We start from the raw sequence: 17,383 nt of genomic DNA, 5'->3' as shown, positions 1-17,383 counted from the left end.
TTCCCGCTGGCTCCGTCGCTGCGGATGGGGGCCCCGGTAAATCAAAGGCGAAGAGCAACAGCAAAATCACGAGCAACGGCAACGGCAACGGCAACGGCCAAAACCAAAACCAAAACCAGAGCCAGAGCCAGAGCCAGAGCTCCAGGTTTTGCGGCTTCTGCGTCCATAGCCTTCACTGCGGGATCACGCGGGGGAATACCAGCCCGCCCAACCCGCCGTCCATGGTGGCGAATGGGATAGTGTTTCCGCTGGGGCAAGCGTTATCCACACTTGGTCGTGATGCCCATTGGGCCTAGCCTATGCGGGCGATGCTCCGTCGCTTTGCGAAGATTGTCCGTGACTGCGATCGTTTCCATCCAAGGATTGAGCAAGACCTACGCCGGTGGGTTCCAGGCGCTCAGGCAGGTTGATCTGGATATCCAGCGTGGCGAGATCTTCGCGCTGCTGGGGCCCAATGGGGCCGGCAAGACCACGTTGATCAGCATCGTCTGTGGGCTGGTCAATCCCAGTGCGGGGCGAGTACTGGCTGATGGTCACGACATCGTGCGCGACTACCGGGCGGCGCGGGCGGCGATCGGGTTGGTGCCGCAGGAGCTGTCCACCGATGCGTTCGAGACGGTGTGGGCCACGGTGCGCTTCAGTCGCGGGTTGTTCGGCAAGCCGGCCAATCCGGTTTATCTGGAGCAGGTGCTGCGCGAGTTGTCGCTGTGGGACAAGCGCGACAGCAAGATCTCCACGCTGTCCGGCGGCATGAAGCGGCGCGTGCTGATTGCCAAGGCATTGGCGCATGAGCCGAAGATCCTGTTCCTCGACGAGCCCACCGCCGGGGTGGACGTTGAGCTGCGCCACGGCATGTGGCAGATGGTCCGGCGGCTGCGCGAGCAGGGCACCACGGTGATCCTGACCACGCACTACATCGAGGAGGCCGAGGAGATGGCCGATCGGGTCGGTGTCATCAATCGCGGCGAGCTGGTGCTGGTCGAGGACACGCGCACGCTGATGCGCAAGCTCGGCAAGAAGCAACTGACGCTGACGTTGCAGGCGCCGTTGGCGCATCTGCCCGAGGAATTTCAGGGGTTGCCACTGGAACTGGCCGCAGACGGCGCCACGCTGGTCTACACCTTCGATGTGCAGGCCGAGGACACCGGCATCGGGCCATTGCTGCGGCGGCTCAATGCGCTGGGGATCGATTTCAAGGATCTGCATTCCAGCGAAAGCTCGCTGGAGGAGATCTTCGTCAGCCTGGTGCATGGCGCCGAGCAGGCGGAGGTGCGCGCATGAACCTGCATGCGATCGCGGCGATCTACCGTTTCGAGATGGCGCGTGCGTTCCGCACGCTGACGCAGTCGATCGCCTCGCCGGTGCTGTCGACCTCGCTGTACTTCGTGGTGTTCGGCTCGGCGATCGGCTCGCGGATGGGCGATGTGGACGGCATCGGCTACGGTGCCTTCATCATTCCCGGACTGGTGATGCTGTCGCTGCTCGGCGAGAGCATCTCCAACGCGTCCTTCGGCATCTACATGCCGCGTTGGGCCGGCACGATCTACGAGGTGCTGTCCGCGCCGGTGGCGTGGTGGGAAATCCTGGTCGGCTATGTCGGTGCGGCGGCGACCAAGTCGGTGATCCTGGGGCTGTTGATCCTGCTCACCGCGCGCCTGTTCGTCGATTACCAGATCGCCCATCCGCTATGGATGGCGGGTTTTCTGCTGCTGACGGCGGTCACCTTCAGCCTGTTCGGTTTCATCATCGGCATCTGGGCCAACGGCTTCGAGAAGCTGCAGGTGATCCCATTGATGGTGATCACGCCGCTGACCTTCCTCGGCGGCAGCTTCTACTCGATCAGCATGCTGCCGCCGCTGTGGCAGAAGATCAGCCTGTGCAACCCGGTGGTGTACCTGGTCAGCGGTTTCCGCTGGAGCTTCTACGGCAAGGCCGATGTGCACATCGCGGTCAGTACCGGGATGACGCTGGTGTTCCTGCTGGTGTGCCTGGGCGTGATCCGCGCGATCTTCCGCAGCGGCTACCGGCTCAAGCCATGAGCCTCGCCCGGTGCGCGTTGTGCCGCGCACCGGTGCGGCGGCAGGTCGCCGCGCTTACTTGGCGACCAGGAAGTACGCCTCGACGGTGCCCTTGAGCTTGAGCGTCATCGGGTTGCCACGGCGGTCGCGGGCCTTGCCGGCCTGCACGCGCACCCAGCCTTCGCTGACCGAGTATTCCTTGACGTCGTCACGCTCGTTGCCGTTGAAGCGGACGCCGACGCCGCGGGCCAGCACTTCGGCGTCGTGGAAGGGGCTCTGCGGGTTCACCGCGAGGTGGTCGGGAGGGGTATCGCTCATTCAGGGAGTCTGCACGGCAGGCCGGGATGGCCGTTTCGGGGGCGCAAGTTTAAACCGCCCGGACGATGCCGGCTTCCACGATGCGCCCGCGGCGAGGAGAATCGCCGCAGTTTCCCTGTGTGATGCCGCCATGCCCGACAACAGTACCGATTACGAAGAATTCGAGGATCAGCCGTCCGATTTCGACGAGGACGATCATCCGGCGCGGGTCTGGAACCTGCTGGTGCTGATCAATCCCGGCGACGAGGAGAGCGCGCTGCGCCAGTTCGACGCCTGGCGCGAGGCGATGGGCGGCGAGGGTGGCGACAGCAGCGACGAGGCCTGGCTGTGGGCGCTGAAGGATGCGATCGACTGGCAGTCCGGGTTCTATGTGGACCGGCGCGATGTGGAGTCGTTCGTGTCGGCGCTGGATGAGCTGGCGACGCGCTGGAATCTGCGGATCGATTGGGGTGGTGATCTGGACGATGAGGATTTCGCCAGGGAGCTGGATGTGCCTCAGTTGATGGGCACGGCCTACGATCGGCTGCGTGAGCATGGGTACTCGTTGTGGAACTGGAGTACCGGTGAGGAGACCTATGGGGGGTGGATTGCGCTCAGTCGGGATGATGAGGCGATGTTGGCTTTGACTTCGTTGTTGGGGGTGGAGGTGCGGTTGGGGAATGATGCGTTTTAGGGGGCTGGTTTCGGATGGTGTGCTTGATTGCGGCACCGTCGTCGCCTGTCATCTATCTGCCCTCGTCCCCGCGAAGGCGGGGACCCAGTGACTTCCGCGCCATCTCACCATCGTCGCCATCTATCTATCTTCATTCCCGCGAACGGGGGGCAGTGACTTCCACGTCATCTCTCTACCGTCATCCCCGCGTAGGCGGGGATCCATGGACGTTGCTTCTAGGTTTGAAGTTGCAGTGACAGCAAAGGCAAAGGCCAAGGCTTTCGCTCCTACGGAGCGAGTTACCTTTCTTTGCTCGTGCAAAGAAACGTAACCCAAAGAAACACGCCCCAGTCCTCGCGCCCTTCGCTGCGCTACGGGTTCACTCCGCCAGCGGGATTTTCTGACGCGGCATCCATGCCGCGGCAGAAAACGACGTGCATCCATGCACGTCGCCCTTCGGGTTTTTCCCGCTGGCTCCGTCGCTGCGGATGGGGGCCCCGGGAAGGTCAAAGTCCAAGGCAACTGCAAAGGCAAAATCACGAGCAACGGCAACGGCAACGGCAACGGCAAAGCCCAAAGCCAAAGCCAAAGCCAAAGCCAAAGCATGGCGGGTTGGTGTCGATTTGATGGGGTTCTGCCGCCTTGGATGGTGCTTGTCGTCAATCGGGCAATGAGCCGGATCGGGGGCTCTTTCCGGCGTCATCCCCGCGCCGGTGGGAAACGCTTCTCGGCAGTGAAGTGGCCGGTCATCGATGGACGTTCCTACATGCGCGTCTGTTGGAAGCGAGGCTGTAGGGTGTTACGGATGCTCACCACGCGCCTGCGCGCGAGCATTGGCGATCAGGGCTCTCAGCAGGGTGCGGTCCGTATGTCGCGAGACCGGTACGGTGCCCAGTCGAATCGCTTGTTCGCGCATTTCGGCGGTTACGTCGTAATGGGCGCCGCTGAGTTTGTTCTGGAAGGCGCGGCGGGGGATGCCCAGCCGCGCTGCCATGGCGTGTAGTTCGTCCAGGGTATCGGCCAACAGGTGCGCCCAGCGCTGGCCGCGCCAGGGATGCACTGCGTCGTCGATGTAGACGGTCATCGCGGAGATCAGCTTGCCGGTTTGGCGTCTTCGGGCTGGGCTTCGATGACGGTGTCGGCGGCTTCAGCCGTGACGTCGTCTTCGGCTTCGTCCTCTTCTCCGCCTTCGAACTCGGAGACCAGCTGCGCCAGGTATTCCTCGGGGGTCTTGCCTTCGTCGGCGGCGAGGTCGTCGATCATCTGCTGCAGTTGCTCGGAGTAGTGCAGGGTGACGGTCTTGCCTTCCTTCTCCTGCACGTTGGCCAGGTGCTTGAGCATGGCCAGCATCGGGACCGGGTTGTCGGCGCTGCCCATGGTCTGGCCGCCGATGCCGAGCACCCATTCGCCGGCCGATTGCTGGCCGATCGCGGCGACTACGTGGCCGTCGGCGTCCTGCAGGACGGCGTGGTTGGCGACGGGTTGTTCGCGGCCGAGGCGGGCGAACGGACGCTTGGGCTGCTTCTTCTTGCGCTGGTCGCGCTTGGCCTTGGAGTTGCGGGACACGGGATTTCCTGGGGAAAGTGCAAAGCGCCATTCTACCCGGGTGGGCAGAGACCGCCGTCAGCGGCCCTGGAATCGCGCCGGGCGCTTCTCGATGAATGCGTGCATGCCTTCTTTCTGGTCGTCACTGTCGAACAGACGCTCGAACAGGCGTCGTTCCAGCGAAAGCGCGGTTTCCAGCGGGACGTCGGCGCCCAGGCGCATCGCGTCGCGGATCGCCTGCACCGCCAGCGGCGGCATGGTGGCGATGCGTTCGGCCAGTGCCACCGCCTGCGCCAGTGCCTCGCCGGGCGGTGCCAATGTCGAGACCAGATTGGCCGCATAGGCCTCGCGGGCCGGGATCATCTCGCCGGTCAGCGCCCACAGCAGTGCCTTGTAGCGGCCGGCTGCGCGCAGCATGCGTTGGGTGCCACCGGCGCCGGGCATGATCCCGACCTTGATTTCCGGCTGGCCGAAGCGTGCGTCCTCGGCGGCGACGATCAGGTCGCAGGCCAGGGCCAGCTCGCAGCCGCCACCGAGTGCGTAGCCTTCGACCGCGGCGATCACCGGCTTGGACGCTTGCCGCACGCTGCGGAACAGCTCTTCCGAACCTTGGCGCAGGTGGTCGAGCGGACGCATGTCGGCCATCTCGGCGATGTCGGTGCCGGCGACGAAATAGCCGCCGTGCCCGGTCAGCACGATCACGGAGATCGCGTCGTCATCGAGCGCCTGCTGCAAGGCATCGACCAGTTCGCGCTTGAGTTGGAGGTTGAGCGCGTTGCGTCGCTGCGGGCGATCGATGCCGATCACCGCGACCGCGCCTTCGCGCTGGATATCCACAAACTCAGCCATGCGCAGCCTCCACAGCGAGTTGCGCCTGACGTCGCAGCCACGGCGAGAGGCGATAGCGGTCCTCGCCGTAGGTCGCGGCCAGATGGCCGAGCACACGGGCAACATAGTCGAAGCACAGTTGCCGGCCCCAGGCGAGCGGGCCCTGCGGGTAGTTCACGCCACGGATCATCGCGGTATCGACGTCTTCGGCCGAGGCCACGCCCTGCTGCACGGCGTCGGCGGCCTCGTTGACCAGCATGGCGACGGTGCGCGCGACCACCAGGCCGGCGGCGTCGCCGAGGGGCGAAACCTGTTTGCCGAGGGCTTCGAACAACCCGGCCGCGGCGGCGAGATGGCTGTCGTCGGTCTGCGGCGTCGCCGCCAGCGCGATGCGCTCGCAGTGTTGCCAGTCGCGTGCCAGATCGAACAGCACCACCGGTTCGCCGAGTGCCTGCGCGCGTTCGCCGGCACTGCGGCCATCGGTCAGTGCCAGCGCATGGCCGTCCACGCGCAGCACGCCGTCGCCGTCGATGTGGCGTACGCGGATGCCGGCGTGCTGGATCAGTTCGGCGAGCGCCTGCGCCGGGCCGAGTGCGCCTTCGATCACCACTTCGTGCGGACGCGGGCCATGCAACTGCGCGGGCGCGATGATGGCTGCGTCGTCACCGTAGGCGTAGAAGCCGCGCCCACTCTTGCGACCGAGCCAGCCGGCATCGACCAGCGCCTGCTGCACCAGCGAGGGCTGGTAGCGCGGATCGTGGAAGAAGCCGCGCCAGACCGAACCGGTCACCGCGAAATTGACGTCGTGGCCGATCAGGTCCATCAGTTCGCACGGGCCCATGCGGAATCCGCCGCTCTCGCGCATCACCGCGTCCAGCGTGGACGGATCGGCGTGACGCTCCAGCAGCAGGCGCAGCGCTTCGCCGTAGAACGGGCGGGCGACGCGGTTGACGATGAAGCCGGGCGTCGAACCGCACACCACCGGCGATTTCTTCCAGGCGTGGGCGGTGGCGACGATGCAGTCCACCACGCATGGATCGCTGGCCTGGCCGCGCACTACTTCGACCAGCGGCAGCACGGTGGCGGGATTGAAGAAATGCATGCCGACCACGCGCGCCGGGGTCGGCAGGCGCGCGGCCAGTGCGGTCACCGACAGCGAGGAGGTGTTGGTGGCGAGGATGGCGTCGTCGGGCAGGCGTGGCAGCAGTGCCGTCAGCGCCTGCACCTTGATGTCGAGGTCCTCGACGATGGCCTCGATCACCAGGCCGACGGTGTCGAGCGACAAATGCTCGTCGTCGGCGACGATGCGCGCGGCGGTGGCCTCGGCGACGTCGGCCTCGAGCTTGCCGCGCTGCACGCGCTTGTGCAGGCCGGCGCGGATGCCGTCGAGTGCGCGCGTGACCGCCTCCGGGCGGGCGTCGCACAGGATCACGTGATGGCCGGCGCTGGCGGCGACCTCGGCGATGCCGGCGCCCATGGTGCCGGCGCCGATCACCAATACCGCGCGTTGGTTCGACAGAGCGGCGGAATCAACCATCGACCGGCTCCGTGGCGACGAAGGATGGGCGCTGTGCGAGCGTGGCGTACCAGTGCGCCAATGCCGGGGCCTGCACGCGCCATTCCTGTGCGGCGAAGCGGTAGTCGAGGTAGCTCAGCGCACAGCCGATGCCGATGTGGCCGATGCAGAATGGTGCCGCTTCCAACTGCGGGGTTTCCTGTTCGAGTCGTTGCAGGCTGGCGGAAAGCTTGATCCTGAAGGCATCGAGCAGCGCTTGCAGCGGCTGCTCGCGTTCGCGCTCGTTGCGCCACAGCACCAGCAGTTCGAGCAGGCCGTCGCCGAATGCGTGCCAGCGCAGCGCCGGCCAGCGCCGGTCCGGCGCGTGCGGGAACAGGCGGCTTCCGGCCAGTGCGTCGAGGTATTCGCAGATCACGCTGGAGTCGAACAGCGCGCTGCCGTCGTCCAGCACCAGGGTCGGGATCTTCGACAGCGGGTTGTCGGCCATGATCGCGGGATTCGGTACGGTCATGGCGGCGACCGAGCGCTGCAGGGTGATGCGGTCCTGCAGGCCGAGTTCGTGCACGCAGACCATGACCTTGCGCACGAACGGCGATTTCGGCGACCAGTGCAGTTTCATCAGATCACCCCCTGGGCACGCAGCGATTCGATCTGCGCGGCACTGTAGCCGAGCTCGTCGAGAATCTGTGTGCTGTGCTGGCCGAGCAGCGGCGGGGCGGTGCGCGGGTGCAGCGGGGCGTCGGCAAAACGCATCGGGCTGGCGATCAGGTCCACCTCCACGCCGGATGGATGCGGCGCGCGCTGCAGCATGCCGCGCGCGATCACCTGCGGGTCGGCCAGCGTCTCGGGCACGTTGTTGATCGCACCGCAGGGCACGCCGACGGCATCCAGCGCAGCCACAAGCGCGGCGCGCGGCCAGCCGGCGAAGGCTTCCTGCAACAACGCGCGCAGTTCGCCGATGCGTTCGACCCGTTCGGCGTTGCTGGCAAAGCGCGCCTGCGCCCATTCCGGATGACCCAGTACCTCGGCCAGCTTGGCGAACTGACGATCGTTGCCGACCACCAGGATGATGTCGCCGTCGGCGCAGCCGAACACGTCCTGCGGCTGGATGTTGGGATGGGCGTTGCCGTTGCGTCGTGGCACGCCGCCGGAGACCAGATGGTTCATCGCCTGATTGGCCAGCGAGGCGACCTGCACGTCGAGCATGGCGATGTCGATGGTCTCGCCGTGGCCGCTGGTGTCGCGACGATGCAGCGCGGCCAGTACTGCCACGGCGGCGTACATGCCGGTCATCAGATCGACGATCGGCACGCCGACTTTCTGCGGGCCGCCGCCGGGGCGGTCGTCGCGCTCGCCGGTCACGCTCATCAGCCCGCCCATCGCCTGGATCAGGAAGTCGTAGGCCGGTTGTTGCGCGCGCGGGCCGTCCTGGCCGAAGCCGGTGACCGAGCAGTAGATCAGGCGCGGATTGAGCGCGCGCAGCGAGGTGGCATCCAGGCCATAGCGCGCGAGCGTGCCGACCTTGTAGTTCTCCAGCACGATGTCGGCCTCGGCGGCGAGCTGGCGCACGATCTGCTGGCCTTCCGGTGTGTCGATGCCGACGGTGATCGAACGCTTGCCGGCATTGACCGCCAGGTAATAGCCGGCCTCGCGGGTCGGGTTGCCTTGCGCGTCGTTGAGGAACGGCGGGCCCCATGAGCGGGTGTCGTCGCCGACGCCGGGGCGTTCGATCTTGGTGACGTCGGCACCGAGGTCGGCCAGGATCTGGCCGGCCCACGGCGCGGCGAGGATGCGACTGAGATCCAGCACTTTGATGCCGGAGAGGGGACGCGGATCTGCACTCATCGAATCAGTTCGGTTCAGTTGTGGCCCGCAGCTGCGCGGGCGCAGGCGGTGGGGTCAGCGACCGGTGAAGACCGGGGCGCGCTTTTCGCGGAAAGCGGCCTGTGCCTCGCGCGCGTCGTCGCTGCGGGCGATGTTCGCGGTCATGTCCTGCTCGTAGCGATAGCCATCGCGCAGGCTCATGTCCTCGATGACGTTGAGGGTGTGTTTGCCCATGCGCGTGGACAGCGGGCTCTTGGCGGCGATCTGGGTGGCGATCTCCAGGGCAGCCGGCAGCAGCGCGTCGTCACTGACGCACGCTTCGACGATGCCCAGGCGATACAGCTCGGTGGCGTCCACGCGCAGGCCGGTCAGCGCCATGCGCCGCAGCCGCGAATGGCCGAACAGGCGCATCGCGTGACGGCAGCCGCCGAGCAGGCCGACATCGACTTCCGGCAGGCCCAGGCTGGCACGCTCGCTGGCGATCAGGATGTCGGCCGAGGCCACCATCGCCAGGCCCGAGCCCAGTGCCGGGCCGTTGATCGCGGCGATCACCGGCTTGGCGCATTCGCGGATGGCGTGGAAGCACTCACGGGTGCGGCGCGAGTGCGCCGGCAGGTCACCCGGGCCGCGGATGCTGTCGGCACGGCCCTTCAGATCGGCGCCCGCGCAGAACACCTTGCCGGCGCCGGTGAGCACCACCGCGCGTACTTCGTCCAGTTCGCTGATGCGATCCAGCGCCAGGGTCAGCTCGTCGTTGAGGATGCGGGTCAGGGCGTTGACCGGCGGTGCGTCCAGCGTCAGCACCGCTACATGCGCCTCGATGCGGACCCGCAATTGGCTCAGGTCGTCCATTCCGTCATGGCCCTTCGTCGTCGTTGTGCGGGCCAGTCTAGGCAGCGGCATGGCGATGATCGACGCGACCGGCGGCAGAGCTGCTATGACCGCAGGCGCATAGCGAGGCGATGACTCAGGCGTACAGCGCCGTCGGGTTGTCGATCAGGATGCGGCTGGCCAACGCGGGATCGGTGCAGGCGTCGCGCATCGCTTGCAGCAGGTCGAGCGGGTCCGGCGCCGGCTCCACGCGCAGGTGCGGCCAGTCGCTGCCCCACAGCAGGCGATCGGGGTTGGCTGCCGCCAGTGCGTGCTGGAACGGAGCGGCATCGGCGAGCGATGCATGGTTCCAGGTGTTGCGGTAGGCGCATAGCTTGACCCAGGTGTGGCCGCCTTCCAGCAACCGGCGCAGCGCGGCGAAGCCGGGTTGGTCGAGGCCGGCGGCGGGGTCGAAGCCGCCCATGTGGTCGATCACCACCGGCACCGGCAGGCGCGCCAGGGTTGGGGCTATCTGGGCCAGGGTCGGCGCGTCGGTCCACAGTTCCGCATGCAGGCCGGCCTCGGCCAGCGCCGGGGTCAACGCGAGCAGATCGTCGAGGGTGGCGGCGCCCGGGAAGTTGCCGGCCGCGCGCTGGCTGAAACGCAGCGCACGCACACCGCGTGCATGCAGGCCGCTCAGGTCGGGGGATTCCTCGGCGCGGGCGACCAGCACGCCGCGCAGGCCGGGATGGGCTTGCAGCGCGTCGAGCACTGCCGAGGCATCGCGACCGTAGGCGCTGGGTTGGACCAGCACGCCGTGGTCGAGGTCGAGCCGTTGCAGCAGGGCGAGGTAGTCGGGCAGTGGTGCTTCCGGCGGCGTGTGCACGCTGCGCTCGACCAGCGGATAGCGCTCGTACGGCCCGAACAGATGCGCGTGGCAGTCCCAGCCGCGCATCACAGGCTCCGCTGCGGCAGCGCGAACGCCGGCTCGACACCGTCCGGCAGCGGAATCTCGTGAGCGTTGAGGGTCATCGCCACCATCGTGTAGTAGCCGACCAGCGCGGTCAGTTCGACCACACCACGCTCGCCGAGCTGGGCCAGTGCACGTGCATAGGTGATGTCGCTGACCGAGTTGTGGCGATTGAGTTCGCGCGCGAAGGCGACCACCGCCGCTTCGTCTTCGTCCAGACCCTCCGGCTCGCGTTGCGCCAGCAGTGCTTCAAGCACCTCGGCCGAGAGGCCGGCCTTCTCGCCTTCGAGTCGATGCGCGTACCACTCGAACGGCGACTGACAGGCGCGCCCGGTGACCAGGATCGCCAGTTCGGACTGACGCCGGCTCAGCGAGGTGTCGTAGCGCAGCAGTTCGCCCAGCGCCTGCCAGCGGTCGGCCAGCTCGGGGTTGTGCAGGGCGGCGCGCAACGGGCCCTGGATCTTGCCGCGGCGGCCGGACACGACCTTGTCGTGGACCCGGCGCTGCTCCGGCGTCATGGTTTCGGGGGCGGGCAGGCTGATGCGGGGCATGGAGGCTCCTGGGAACGGTGGCGTGCATGCGCCGGGGACGCCGTTATAGCCAGCGGTCGCGTCGGCGACCATGCCGGCGGCGGCATGCCTGTTATGCGCTGCGTGGGGCGTCGTCGGGATCGCGGTCCCACATGCCGGTCCGGGCCATGTCGTGGAACAGCGCGTCGATCTGCGCGGTCACCGATTTGACCGCGCGCGAAGGACTCTTGGCGCGCGCGGTCGCCATCACGATGGTGCGGCGCATCGGCGGATCGAGAATGCGCGCGGCCTGCAGCGTGCCGGCGGCGACTTCGTCCCAGACCGCGTGCAGCGGCAGCACGGTGTAGATCGTTTCGCGATTGGGCAGTGATTTCTGCAACGGCAGCGAGTCGGCCTCGATCGCCGGCGCCAGCGTGATGTGCTGCTGACGGGCGATGCCGTCGAGCGTGGTGCGCAGGCCGTTGGGCGCGCTCGGCAGCACCAGCGGCAGTTGGTCGAGCACGCTGAAACGTACCGGACCGGAGGCGGTGAGTGCATCGCCACGTCCGCCGATCAGATAACTGTCGACCGTGGCCAGCGCCTGTTCGAGTTCCGGCACCGAGGCGCCGTAGCGATACAGGATGGCGATGTCCACGCGTGCGTCGGCCAGCCATTCCTCGACCTGGCCGCTGGAGCCTTCGAGGATCTTCAGGCTCACTGCCGGCCAGCGTCGGCGGATTTCCGCGTACAGCGGCAAGGTCAGGGTCTGCGAGATCGACGGCAGCATGCCGACGGTGACGCGCCCGGACGGTTCGCGGCCTTCGCCACGGATGTCCTGCTCCAGCAGCTCTGCTTCGCCCAGCAGCGCCTTGATCCGCGGAAAGATGCGCTGGCCCAGTTCGGACAACTGCACGCCACGGCCGGTGCGATTGAACAGGCGTGCGCCGCAGTCGCGTTCCAGTGCGTTGAGCTGGCGCGACAGCAGCGACTGGTTGCTGTCCAGGAACAGCGCCGCGCGGGTCACGCTGCCCAGTTCGCCGATCGCGACGAAGGCGCGCCAGCGCCCCAGGTCGGAAATCAGGCTGATGTCGAAGTCGGTCGCCTTGGCGGGCTGCTGCATATATCCGGAACCGCATAACAGTGGGAGGGATGTGTTGACGGCAGTCGCGCTTGGCGCGTGCCGTCGATGCCTCCCTCGTGACCGGCAAAGGGTAGCAGCCGGACGTCGACGGCGGCGGCACAGGCCGCGAGCGGTGCTGCTGCGTCGCAACATTCGCGGGCACGGTGCGGTTTGTCGGTGAGTCTGCCCACCGGTCGCGGGCGCTGCTTGCGGCGTGAATGGCCTGTGATGCAGCGACATATCTCCAGCGCAATACCAGCATTGCCTGCGCCCCGGCTGGGAGGGTGGGGAACGGGCGCCTAGAGTCCAGCCTCGATCGCACCGCCCGCCACATCGACGGGAATGCGCCGCACCACGAGGAGGAGGGTCCTCAATGCACGTCTGGTTCCAATCTGCCGCTGTTCCGGATGCGCCACGGCGCAACGGCACGTGCGGCGCTCCGCCTCTGTCGAGTTGCCAGCCGCAATCCGGGTAGGCCCGCAGCGCGGACGTCCGCACCGAAAGCAATCACGTCGCAGTACCGCACGACCCATTGCCCGCCATCGCCACCCGGCCGCGCCTGACGCCGCCGCGCCGGGCGATTGCGCGCCGGCGTCAGCGGTGATCGCCAACAACCAGATGACACCGCGGCCACGGCCGCATCCGGGAGGAAAAATGGGCAACAACACCGCAATGCTGCTGCTGGCCGCCGTCGGCGCGATCGCCAGCGGTACCGCCAGTGCGCAGGACAGCGCCGGCGGCCAGACGCAGGAGGCGCAGATCGCGCGGATCCAGGCGCGGATGCAGGCGATGGAGCAGGAAATGGACGCGATGCAGGCCGAGCGCGAACAGATGCGTCAGGAGTTGCAGGCGCTGCGCAACGAACGCGCCAATGCGGCCGCCGCGCCGGTGACTGCTGTCGCTGCTGCATCGACGTCTGCCACGCCTGCATCGGTACCCGCCGCAGTCGCGGCGACACCTGCGGCACCGGCCGATCCGCCGGCGGTGGAGGTGTACGGCATCCTCGACGTGTTCCTGAGTTCGGGCGACTACGGCAACGGCACAGTGACGCGGCTGGATTCCAGCGGCGCGCGCGGCAGCCGGATCGGCTTCCGTGGCGGCAAGGTGCTCAACGACGATGTCACGCTCGAATACAACCTGGAGGCCGGTTTCAACGTGGATTCCGGCTCGATGCCCGATCCGGGCCGCATCTTCAACCGGCAGTCCTACGTCGGCCTGAAGACCCGCTACGGCACCGTGCGCTTCGGCCGCATGAACACCATGCAGTTCATCATGCTGGGCAAGTACGACGCGATGGACGCGACCACCCAGGCCTCGGCGCTGCTCAATCTGGCGCCGTTCGTGCCGCGCTACAGCAACGTGGTGGCCTATATCTCGCCCAAGCTCGCCGATGCGATCACCTTGCAGGCGCAGTACGGCCTCGGCGAGGCCTCCGACGGCAGCGACAAGAACGCCAACTGGCACGTGTCGGCCGAGTACGAGAAGGGTCCGGTCGGTTTCGGCCTCACGCATGAGGAAATCAAGGACGCCACCGGCACCATCACCACGCGTTACACGCTGGTCGGCGGCAGCTACGACTTCGGCCGTTTCCGTCTGTTCGGTGGTTACCACACTGCCGATGTCAGCAACGGCAGTCGCGATGCCGATACCTGGTCGGTGTCCGGGCTGTACCGGATGACGCCGACCGACTGGATCTCGCTGGGCTACGGCGCGCTGAGCGACCACACCGGCAACGACAACAACGCCAACGAGATCGGCCTGCTGTACCAGAAGTTCCTCGGCAAGAACACGGTGATCTACGCCGGGTTGTCGAAGATCAACAACCGCAACCTGGCCAGCTTCACCCTCAACGGCTCGGCCGTGGCCGGTGAGCCGGTGGCCTATCCCGGCGCCGATCCGCAAGCCGCGCAGCTCGGCCTGCGCTACTCGTTCTGACTTTCTGCACCGGCGCGCACTCCGCGCCGGGCGCACAATCCATCGCGTTCCGGAGACTTCGATGAATCAGCAAGCAGCACCGGCCGCCGCGCTCGCGCAGGCGACGCCCCGGCCCAGCGACATCCGCAAGGTCGCCATTTCCAGCTGGATCGGCACCACGATCGAGTTCTACGACTTCCTGCTCTACGGCACCGCCGCCGCGTTGGTGTTCGGCAAGCTGTTCTTCCCGCAGACCAGCGCGATGGCCGGCACGCTGGCCGCGTTCGCCACGCTGGCGGTGGGCTACGTGGCGCGGCCGTTGGGCGCGGCGATCTTCGGCCACTTCGGCGACAAGGTCGGGCGCAAGAAGATGTTGATGCTCACGCTGGTATTGATGGGCGGTTCCAGCACCTTGATCGGGTTGCTGCCGACCTATCACAGCGTCGGCATCCTCGCGCCGATCCTGCTGGTCACCTGCCGCCTGATACAGGGCATCGCGATCGGTGGCGAATGGGGCGGCGCGGCATTGATGGTGGTCGAGCACGCTTCAACGAAGAACCGTGCGTTCTGGGGCAGCTTCGCGCAGATCGGCGCGCCGACCGGTGTGCTGTTGTCGGCCGGCATCCTGGCGATCATGTCCAAGCTGCCGCCGGACCAGTTCGAAGCCTGGGGCTGGCGCGTGCCGTTCCTGCTGAGCGTATTGCTGCTGGTGATCGGCTACTTCATCCGCTCCAGCGTGTCGGAGAGCCCGCTGTTCCTCGAGGCCCAGCGTCGTCAGGCCGAGAAGAAGGAACAGGCGGTCAAGCTGCCGTTCGTCGAACTGATGCGTCAGCCGGGCCCGCTGCTGAGCGCGATGGGCATTGGTCTGGGTGCGTTCGTGATCCAGGCGGTGATGCTGCTGTTCGGTCTGGCGCATGCGATCAGCGTCGGCTTCGAGCGCAGCCAGGTGCTGCAGGTGCAGACCGCCGGCTCGGCGTTGCTGATCGTGATGGTGGTGGTGATGGCGGTGCTGGCCGACAAGCTGGGCCGGCGTCCGGTGGTGTTGTTCGGCGCGTTGCTGTCGGCAGCGTGGGCGTTCCCGATGCTGGAGCTGATGAACACCGGGCAGCTGTGGGCGCTGTGTCTGGCGATCGGCGTCGGCACCGTGGCGCAGGCGGCGATGTACGCACCGCTGGTGGCGTTCCTGACCGAGAAGTTCAAGCTGCGCACCCGCTACACCGGGGCCTCGCTGGGCTACCAGGGCGCGGCGCTGATCGGTGCCGGCTTCACTCCGATGATCGCCACCGCGCTGAAGGATTACGCCGATGGCAGCACCACGCTGGTGTCGTTGCTGCTGCTGGTCTGCAGCCTGCTGTGCGCGGCCTGCGTGTGGTTCAGCCGCGAGAGCCAGCACAACGATCTGAGTGAATGAATGCGGTGGGCGCCGCGCTGCGTGTGGCTTTGGTCATGCAGGCAGGCAGCGTGAGCGGGAGTAAGGTGCCGGGCGGGATCGCGCGGGCGGCAGTGTCCGCCCGGCGCGAGCGGCGTAACGAATGGAAGTGAACGTGCAACAAGTGCAGTCCAATCGCCACCGGGTACAGGTGGACCACGACCGGGTGTCGCTGGACGTGATCGTCGAGGGGCAGGGGCCGGGCATGCTCCTGCTGCCGTCACTCGGTCGCGATTCGGAGGACTACGACGAGGTCGCCGCCGGGTTGGCCGTGCGTGGTTACCGGGTGCTGCGACCGCAGCCGCGCGGCCTGGGCGGCAGTCACGGTCCGATGCATGGCATCACGTTGGCGGATCTGGCTGATGACGTGGCCGCAACGATCGTCGCGCTGGATGCCGCACCGGCGGTGATCGTCGGCCACGCCTTCAGCAACTGGGTGGCGCGCATGACCGCGGTGCGCCATCCGACGCTGGTACGTGGCGTGGTGATCGCCGCCGCTGCCGCCAAGCAGTATCCGCCGCACCTGACCGAGGCGATCCGCCGCATCGTCGATCCGTCGCAACCGCGCGAACAACGTCTGATCGATCTGCAAGCCACCTTCTTCGCGCCCGGCAACGACGCCACCGCGTGGTTGCATGGCTGGCATCGCGAGGTACGCGACAGCCAGTTCGCCGCACATCTGGCCACGCCGCAGGCGTTGTGGTGGAGCGCGGGCCGCGCACCGCTGCTGGATCTGCAAGCCGCCGATGATCCGTTCCTGCCACCCGAGCGCCGTCACGAATTGCGCGAAGAACTCGGACCACGGGTCAGCGTGGCGCTGATCGAGCGCGCCAGCCATGCGCTGCTGCCCGAGCAGCCGCATGCGGTGGTCGCGGCGGTGGCCGACTGGGCCGACACACTGCCATCGGGCATCGCCCCGAACGAACCGGTTTGACTTCCATGGGACTCCACATGAATTACCGCAGCATCGGCCGTACCGGCATCCAGGTTTCACAGCTCTGCTTCGGCACCATGTCGTTCGGTTCGTACTCCGACGCACCCGCATCGCGCGCCATGTTCGCGCGCTGCCGCGAGGCCGGGATCAACTTCTTCGACTGCGCCAATTCCTACGCCGGCAGCCTTGCCGAATCGATCCTGGGCGAGTGCATCGCCGAGGCCGGTTGCCGCGACGAGGTCGTGCTGGTCAGCAAGGTGTGCCGGCCGATGAGCGCGGACATCAACGGCCGTGGCCTGTCGCGCCACCACATCATGCGCGAGGTCGAACACAGCCTGCGCCGGCTGCGCACCGACCGCATCGATTTCTACTTCATGCACCACTACGACCCGCTGACCCCGATCGAGGAATCACTGCGCGCCTTCGACGATCTGCAACGGCAGGGCAAGATTTTGTATCCGGCGGTGAGCAACTGGTCGGCGTGGCGTATCGCCAAGGCGCTGGGCATCAGCGAGCGTCAGGCATGGGCGCGCTTCGAGCTGATCCAGCCGATGTACAACCTGGTCAAGCGCCAGGCCGAAACCGAATTGTTCCCGCTGGCCGAATCCGAACAACTGGGCACGATCGTCTACAGCCCGCTGGCGAGTGGATTGCTCACCGGCCTGTATGGCGTGGATCGGGCCCCTGAGCAGGGCCGGCTCAACGAGGCTCGCTACCAGCAGCGCTACAGCGAGCGCACCAATTACGAAATCGCCGACGCCTTCACCGACTTCTGCCGCGAACACGGTTACGCGCCGCCGGCACTGGCGGTGGCCTGGGCGATGTCGCATCCGGCGGTGACCGCGCCGATCGTCGGCGCCGAAACCGTCGAACAACTCGACGGCTACCTGGCCGCGCTCGACATCCCGATGGACGCCGCGCTGCGCACACAGGTGAGCGCGCTGTCGCTCGCGCCCGAAGCCGGCACCGAGCGCACCGTCGACTGATTCGCCTTCT

The 17,383-nt window shown here is 67.1% G+C and carries 20 protein-coding genes; 8 read left to right on the top strand and 12 right to left on the bottom strand.

Translation table 11 applies throughout. From position 1 onward, the window contains the following. The 3 genes from AC3WJE_RS17965 to AC3WJE_RS17955 all read left to right on the top strand — a co-directional run. The coding region (locus AC3WJE_RS17965; RefSeq protein WP_493732192.1) for a hypothetical protein at positions 1–296 on the top strand (296 nt) is incomplete at its 5' end. Between the two features lie 40 nt (positions 297–336). Then, complete coding sequence (locus tag AC3WJE_RS17960; RefSeq protein ID WP_493732191.1) at positions 337–1,281, top strand: ABC transporter ATP-binding protein; 945 nt, start codon at positions 337–339, stop codon at positions 1,279–1,281. After that, complete coding sequence (locus tag AC3WJE_RS17955; protein WP_493732190.1) at positions 1,278–2,039, top strand: ABC transporter permease; 762 nt, start codon at positions 1,278–1,280, stop codon at positions 2,037–2,039. Before AC3WJE_RS17960 ends, AC3WJE_RS17955 begins: the two co-directional genes overlap by 4 nt. Before the next feature lie 54 nt (positions 2,040–2,093). Here AC3WJE_RS17955 and AC3WJE_RS17950 read toward each other — a convergent pair whose 3' ends face one another. Beyond that, on the bottom strand, positions 2,094–2,336 hold the full coding sequence (locus tag AC3WJE_RS17950) for a DUF3297 family protein (protein ID WP_493732189.1): 243 nt from the start codon (positions 2,334–2,336) through the stop codon (positions 2,094–2,096). Between the two features lie 130 nt (positions 2,337–2,466). Between AC3WJE_RS17950 and AC3WJE_RS17945 the strand changes: the two genes are divergently transcribed. Continuing rightward, entirely contained in the window at positions 2,467–3,009 is a 543-nt protein-coding gene (locus tag AC3WJE_RS17945) for a DUF6630 family protein (protein ID WP_493732188.1), read from the top strand. A gap of 358 nt (positions 3,010–3,367) precedes the next feature. On the opposite strand, the gene AC3WJE_RS17940 is transcribed toward AC3WJE_RS17945, so the two are convergent. The 11 genes from AC3WJE_RS17940 to AC3WJE_RS17890 all read right to left on the bottom strand — a co-directional run bounded on the left by AC3WJE_RS17940 (position 3,368) and on the right by AC3WJE_RS17890 (position 12,110). Next, positions 3,368–3,691, bottom strand: coding sequence for a hypothetical protein (locus AC3WJE_RS17940; protein WP_493732187.1), 324 nt, complete (start codon positions 3,689–3,691; stop codon positions 3,368–3,370). Between the two features lie 96 nt (positions 3,692–3,787). After that, positions 3,788–4,072: a DUF4031 domain-containing protein gene (locus AC3WJE_RS17935; protein WP_493732186.1), complete on the bottom strand. Its 285-nt coding sequence runs from the start codon at positions 4,070–4,072 to the stop codon at positions 3,788–3,790. An 8-nt stretch (positions 4,073–4,080) separates the two neighbouring features. Continuing rightward, positions 4,081–4,554, bottom strand: coding sequence for a hypothetical protein (locus AC3WJE_RS17930; protein WP_493732185.1), 474 nt, complete (start codon positions 4,552–4,554; stop codon positions 4,081–4,083). 57 nt (positions 4,555–4,611) lie between these two features. Then, positions 4,612–5,382 carry an enoyl-CoA hydratase-related protein gene (locus AC3WJE_RS17925; RefSeq protein WP_493732184.1) on the bottom strand — a complete coding sequence of 257 codons (771 nt, stop codon included), beginning with the start codon at positions 5,380–5,382 and terminating at the stop codon, positions 4,612–4,614. After that, a complete protein-coding gene (locus AC3WJE_RS17920; protein WP_493732183.1) occupies positions 5,375–6,898 on the bottom strand; it encodes a 3-hydroxyacyl-CoA dehydrogenase in 1,524 nt (507 codons plus the stop codon). The genes AC3WJE_RS17925 and AC3WJE_RS17920 overlap by 8 nt, the downstream gene beginning before the upstream one ends. Then, on the bottom strand, positions 6,891–7,496 hold the full coding sequence (locus AC3WJE_RS17915) for a glutathione S-transferase family protein (protein WP_493732182.1): 606 nt from the start codon (positions 7,494–7,496) through the stop codon (positions 6,891–6,893). Before AC3WJE_RS17915 ends, AC3WJE_RS17920 begins: the two co-directional genes overlap by 8 nt. Then, complete coding sequence (locus tag AC3WJE_RS17910; RefSeq protein WP_493732181.1) at positions 7,496–8,722, bottom strand: CaiB/BaiF CoA transferase family protein; 1,227 nt, start codon at positions 8,720–8,722, stop codon at positions 7,496–7,498. The genes AC3WJE_RS17915 and AC3WJE_RS17910 overlap by 1 nt, the downstream gene beginning before the upstream one ends. 54 nt (positions 8,723–8,776) lie before the next feature. Next, positions 8,777–9,604: an enoyl-CoA hydratase/isomerase family protein gene (locus AC3WJE_RS17905; RefSeq protein WP_493732180.1), complete on the bottom strand. Its 828-nt coding sequence runs from the start codon at positions 9,602–9,604 to the stop codon at positions 8,777–8,779. A 64-nt stretch (positions 9,605–9,668) separates the two neighbouring features. Further along, the gene (locus AC3WJE_RS17900; RefSeq protein WP_493732179.1) at positions 9,669–10,466 is read right to left on the bottom strand and encodes an amidohydrolase family protein; all 798 of its coding nucleotides are present in this window, start codon (positions 10,464–10,466) and stop codon (positions 9,669–9,671) included. Beyond that, positions 10,466–11,032 (bottom strand): carboxymuconolactone decarboxylase family protein, encoded by a 567-nt coding sequence (locus AC3WJE_RS17895; RefSeq protein WP_493732178.1) that lies wholly within the window; start codon positions 11,030–11,032, stop codon positions 10,466–10,468. The genes AC3WJE_RS17900 and AC3WJE_RS17895 overlap by 1 nt, the downstream gene beginning before the upstream one ends. A gap of 91 nt (positions 11,033–11,123) precedes the next feature. After that, positions 11,124–12,110: a LysR substrate-binding domain-containing protein gene (locus AC3WJE_RS17890; protein WP_493732177.1), complete on the bottom strand. Its 987-nt coding sequence runs from the start codon at positions 12,108–12,110 to the stop codon at positions 11,124–11,126. Between the two features lie 654 nt (positions 12,111–12,764). Here AC3WJE_RS17890 and AC3WJE_RS17885 point away from each other — a divergent pair. From AC3WJE_RS17885 to AC3WJE_RS17870, 4 genes are all read left to right on the top strand, one after another. Then, on the top strand, positions 12,765–14,045 hold the full coding sequence (locus AC3WJE_RS17885; RefSeq protein ID WP_493732176.1) for a porin: 1,281 nt from the start codon (positions 12,765–12,767) through the stop codon (positions 14,043–14,045). Between the two features lie 61 nt (positions 14,046–14,106). After that, entirely contained in the window at positions 14,107–15,435 is a 1,329-nt protein-coding gene (locus tag AC3WJE_RS17880; RefSeq protein WP_493732175.1) for an MFS transporter, read from the top strand. Positions 15,436–15,562: 127 nt separating this feature from the next. Beyond that, entirely contained in the window at positions 15,563–16,387 is an 825-nt protein-coding gene (locus tag AC3WJE_RS17875; protein WP_493732174.1) for an alpha/beta fold hydrolase, read from the top strand. A gap of 17 nt (positions 16,388–16,404) precedes the next feature. Beyond that, entirely contained in the window at positions 16,405–17,373 is a 969-nt protein-coding gene (locus tag AC3WJE_RS17870) for an aldo/keto reductase (protein ID WP_493732173.1), read from the top strand. Positions 17,374–17,383: the final 10 nt, after the last annotated feature.

This window comes from Pseudomonas sp. GW821-FHT07E12, assembly GCF_058986605.1.
This window is presented reverse-complemented; position numbering and strand designations above follow the sequence as displayed.

Excerpts from the sequence above, each read along its gene's own strand:
- AC3WJE_RS17955 (WP_493732190.1), top strand. The coding sequence starts at position 1,278 with ATGAACCTGCATGCGATCGCGGCGATCTACCGTTTCGAGATGGCGCGT.
- AC3WJE_RS17950 (WP_493732189.1), bottom strand. The coding sequence starts at position 2,336 with ATGAGCGATACCCCTCCCGACCACCTCGCGGTGAACCCGCAGAGCCCC.
- AC3WJE_RS17945 (WP_493732188.1), top strand. The coding sequence starts at position 2,467 with ATGCCCGACAACAGTACCGATTACGAAGAATTCGAGGATCAGCCGTCC.
- AC3WJE_RS17940 (WP_493732187.1), bottom strand. The coding sequence starts at position 3,691 with ATGACGCCGGAAAGAGCCCCCGATCCGGCTCATTGCCCGATTGACGAC.
- AC3WJE_RS17935 (WP_493732186.1), bottom strand. The coding sequence starts at position 4,072 with ATGACCGTCTACATCGACGACGCAGTGCATCCCTGGCGCGGCCAGCGC.
- AC3WJE_RS17925 (WP_493732184.1), bottom strand. The coding sequence starts at position 5,382 with ATGGCTGAGTTTGTGGATATCCAGCGCGAAGGCGCGGTCGCGGTGATC.
- AC3WJE_RS17920 (WP_493732183.1), bottom strand. The coding sequence starts at position 6,898 with ATGGTTGATTCCGCCGCTCTGTCGAACCAACGCGCGGTATTGGTGATC.
- AC3WJE_RS17915 (WP_493732182.1), bottom strand. The coding sequence starts at position 7,496 with ATGAAACTGCACTGGTCGCCGAAATCGCCGTTCGTGCGCAAGGTCATG.
- AC3WJE_RS17910 (WP_493732181.1), bottom strand. The coding sequence starts at position 8,722 with ATGAGTGCAGATCCGCGTCCCCTCTCCGGCATCAAAGTGCTGGATCTC.
- AC3WJE_RS17905 (WP_493732180.1), bottom strand. The coding sequence starts at position 9,604 with ATGCCGCTGCCTAGACTGGCCCGCACAACGACGACGAAGGGCCATGAC.
- AC3WJE_RS17900 (WP_493732179.1), bottom strand. The coding sequence starts at position 10,466 with ATGCGCGGCTGGGACTGCCACGCGCATCTGTTCGGGCCGTACGAGCGC.
- AC3WJE_RS17895 (WP_493732178.1), bottom strand. The coding sequence starts at position 11,032 with ATGCCCCGCATCAGCCTGCCCGCCCCCGAAACCATGACGCCGGAGCAG.
- AC3WJE_RS17890 (WP_493732177.1), bottom strand. The coding sequence starts at position 12,110 with ATGCAGCAGCCCGCCAAGGCGACCGACTTCGACATCAGCCTGATTTCC.
- AC3WJE_RS17885 (WP_493732176.1), top strand. The coding sequence starts at position 12,765 with ATGGGCAACAACACCGCAATGCTGCTGCTGGCCGCCGTCGGCGCGATC.
- AC3WJE_RS17880 (WP_493732175.1), top strand. The coding sequence starts at position 14,107 with ATGAATCAGCAAGCAGCACCGGCCGCCGCGCTCGCGCAGGCGACGCCC.
- AC3WJE_RS17870 (WP_493732173.1), top strand. The coding sequence starts at position 16,405 with ATGAATTACCGCAGCATCGGCCGTACCGGCATCCAGGTTTCACAGCTC.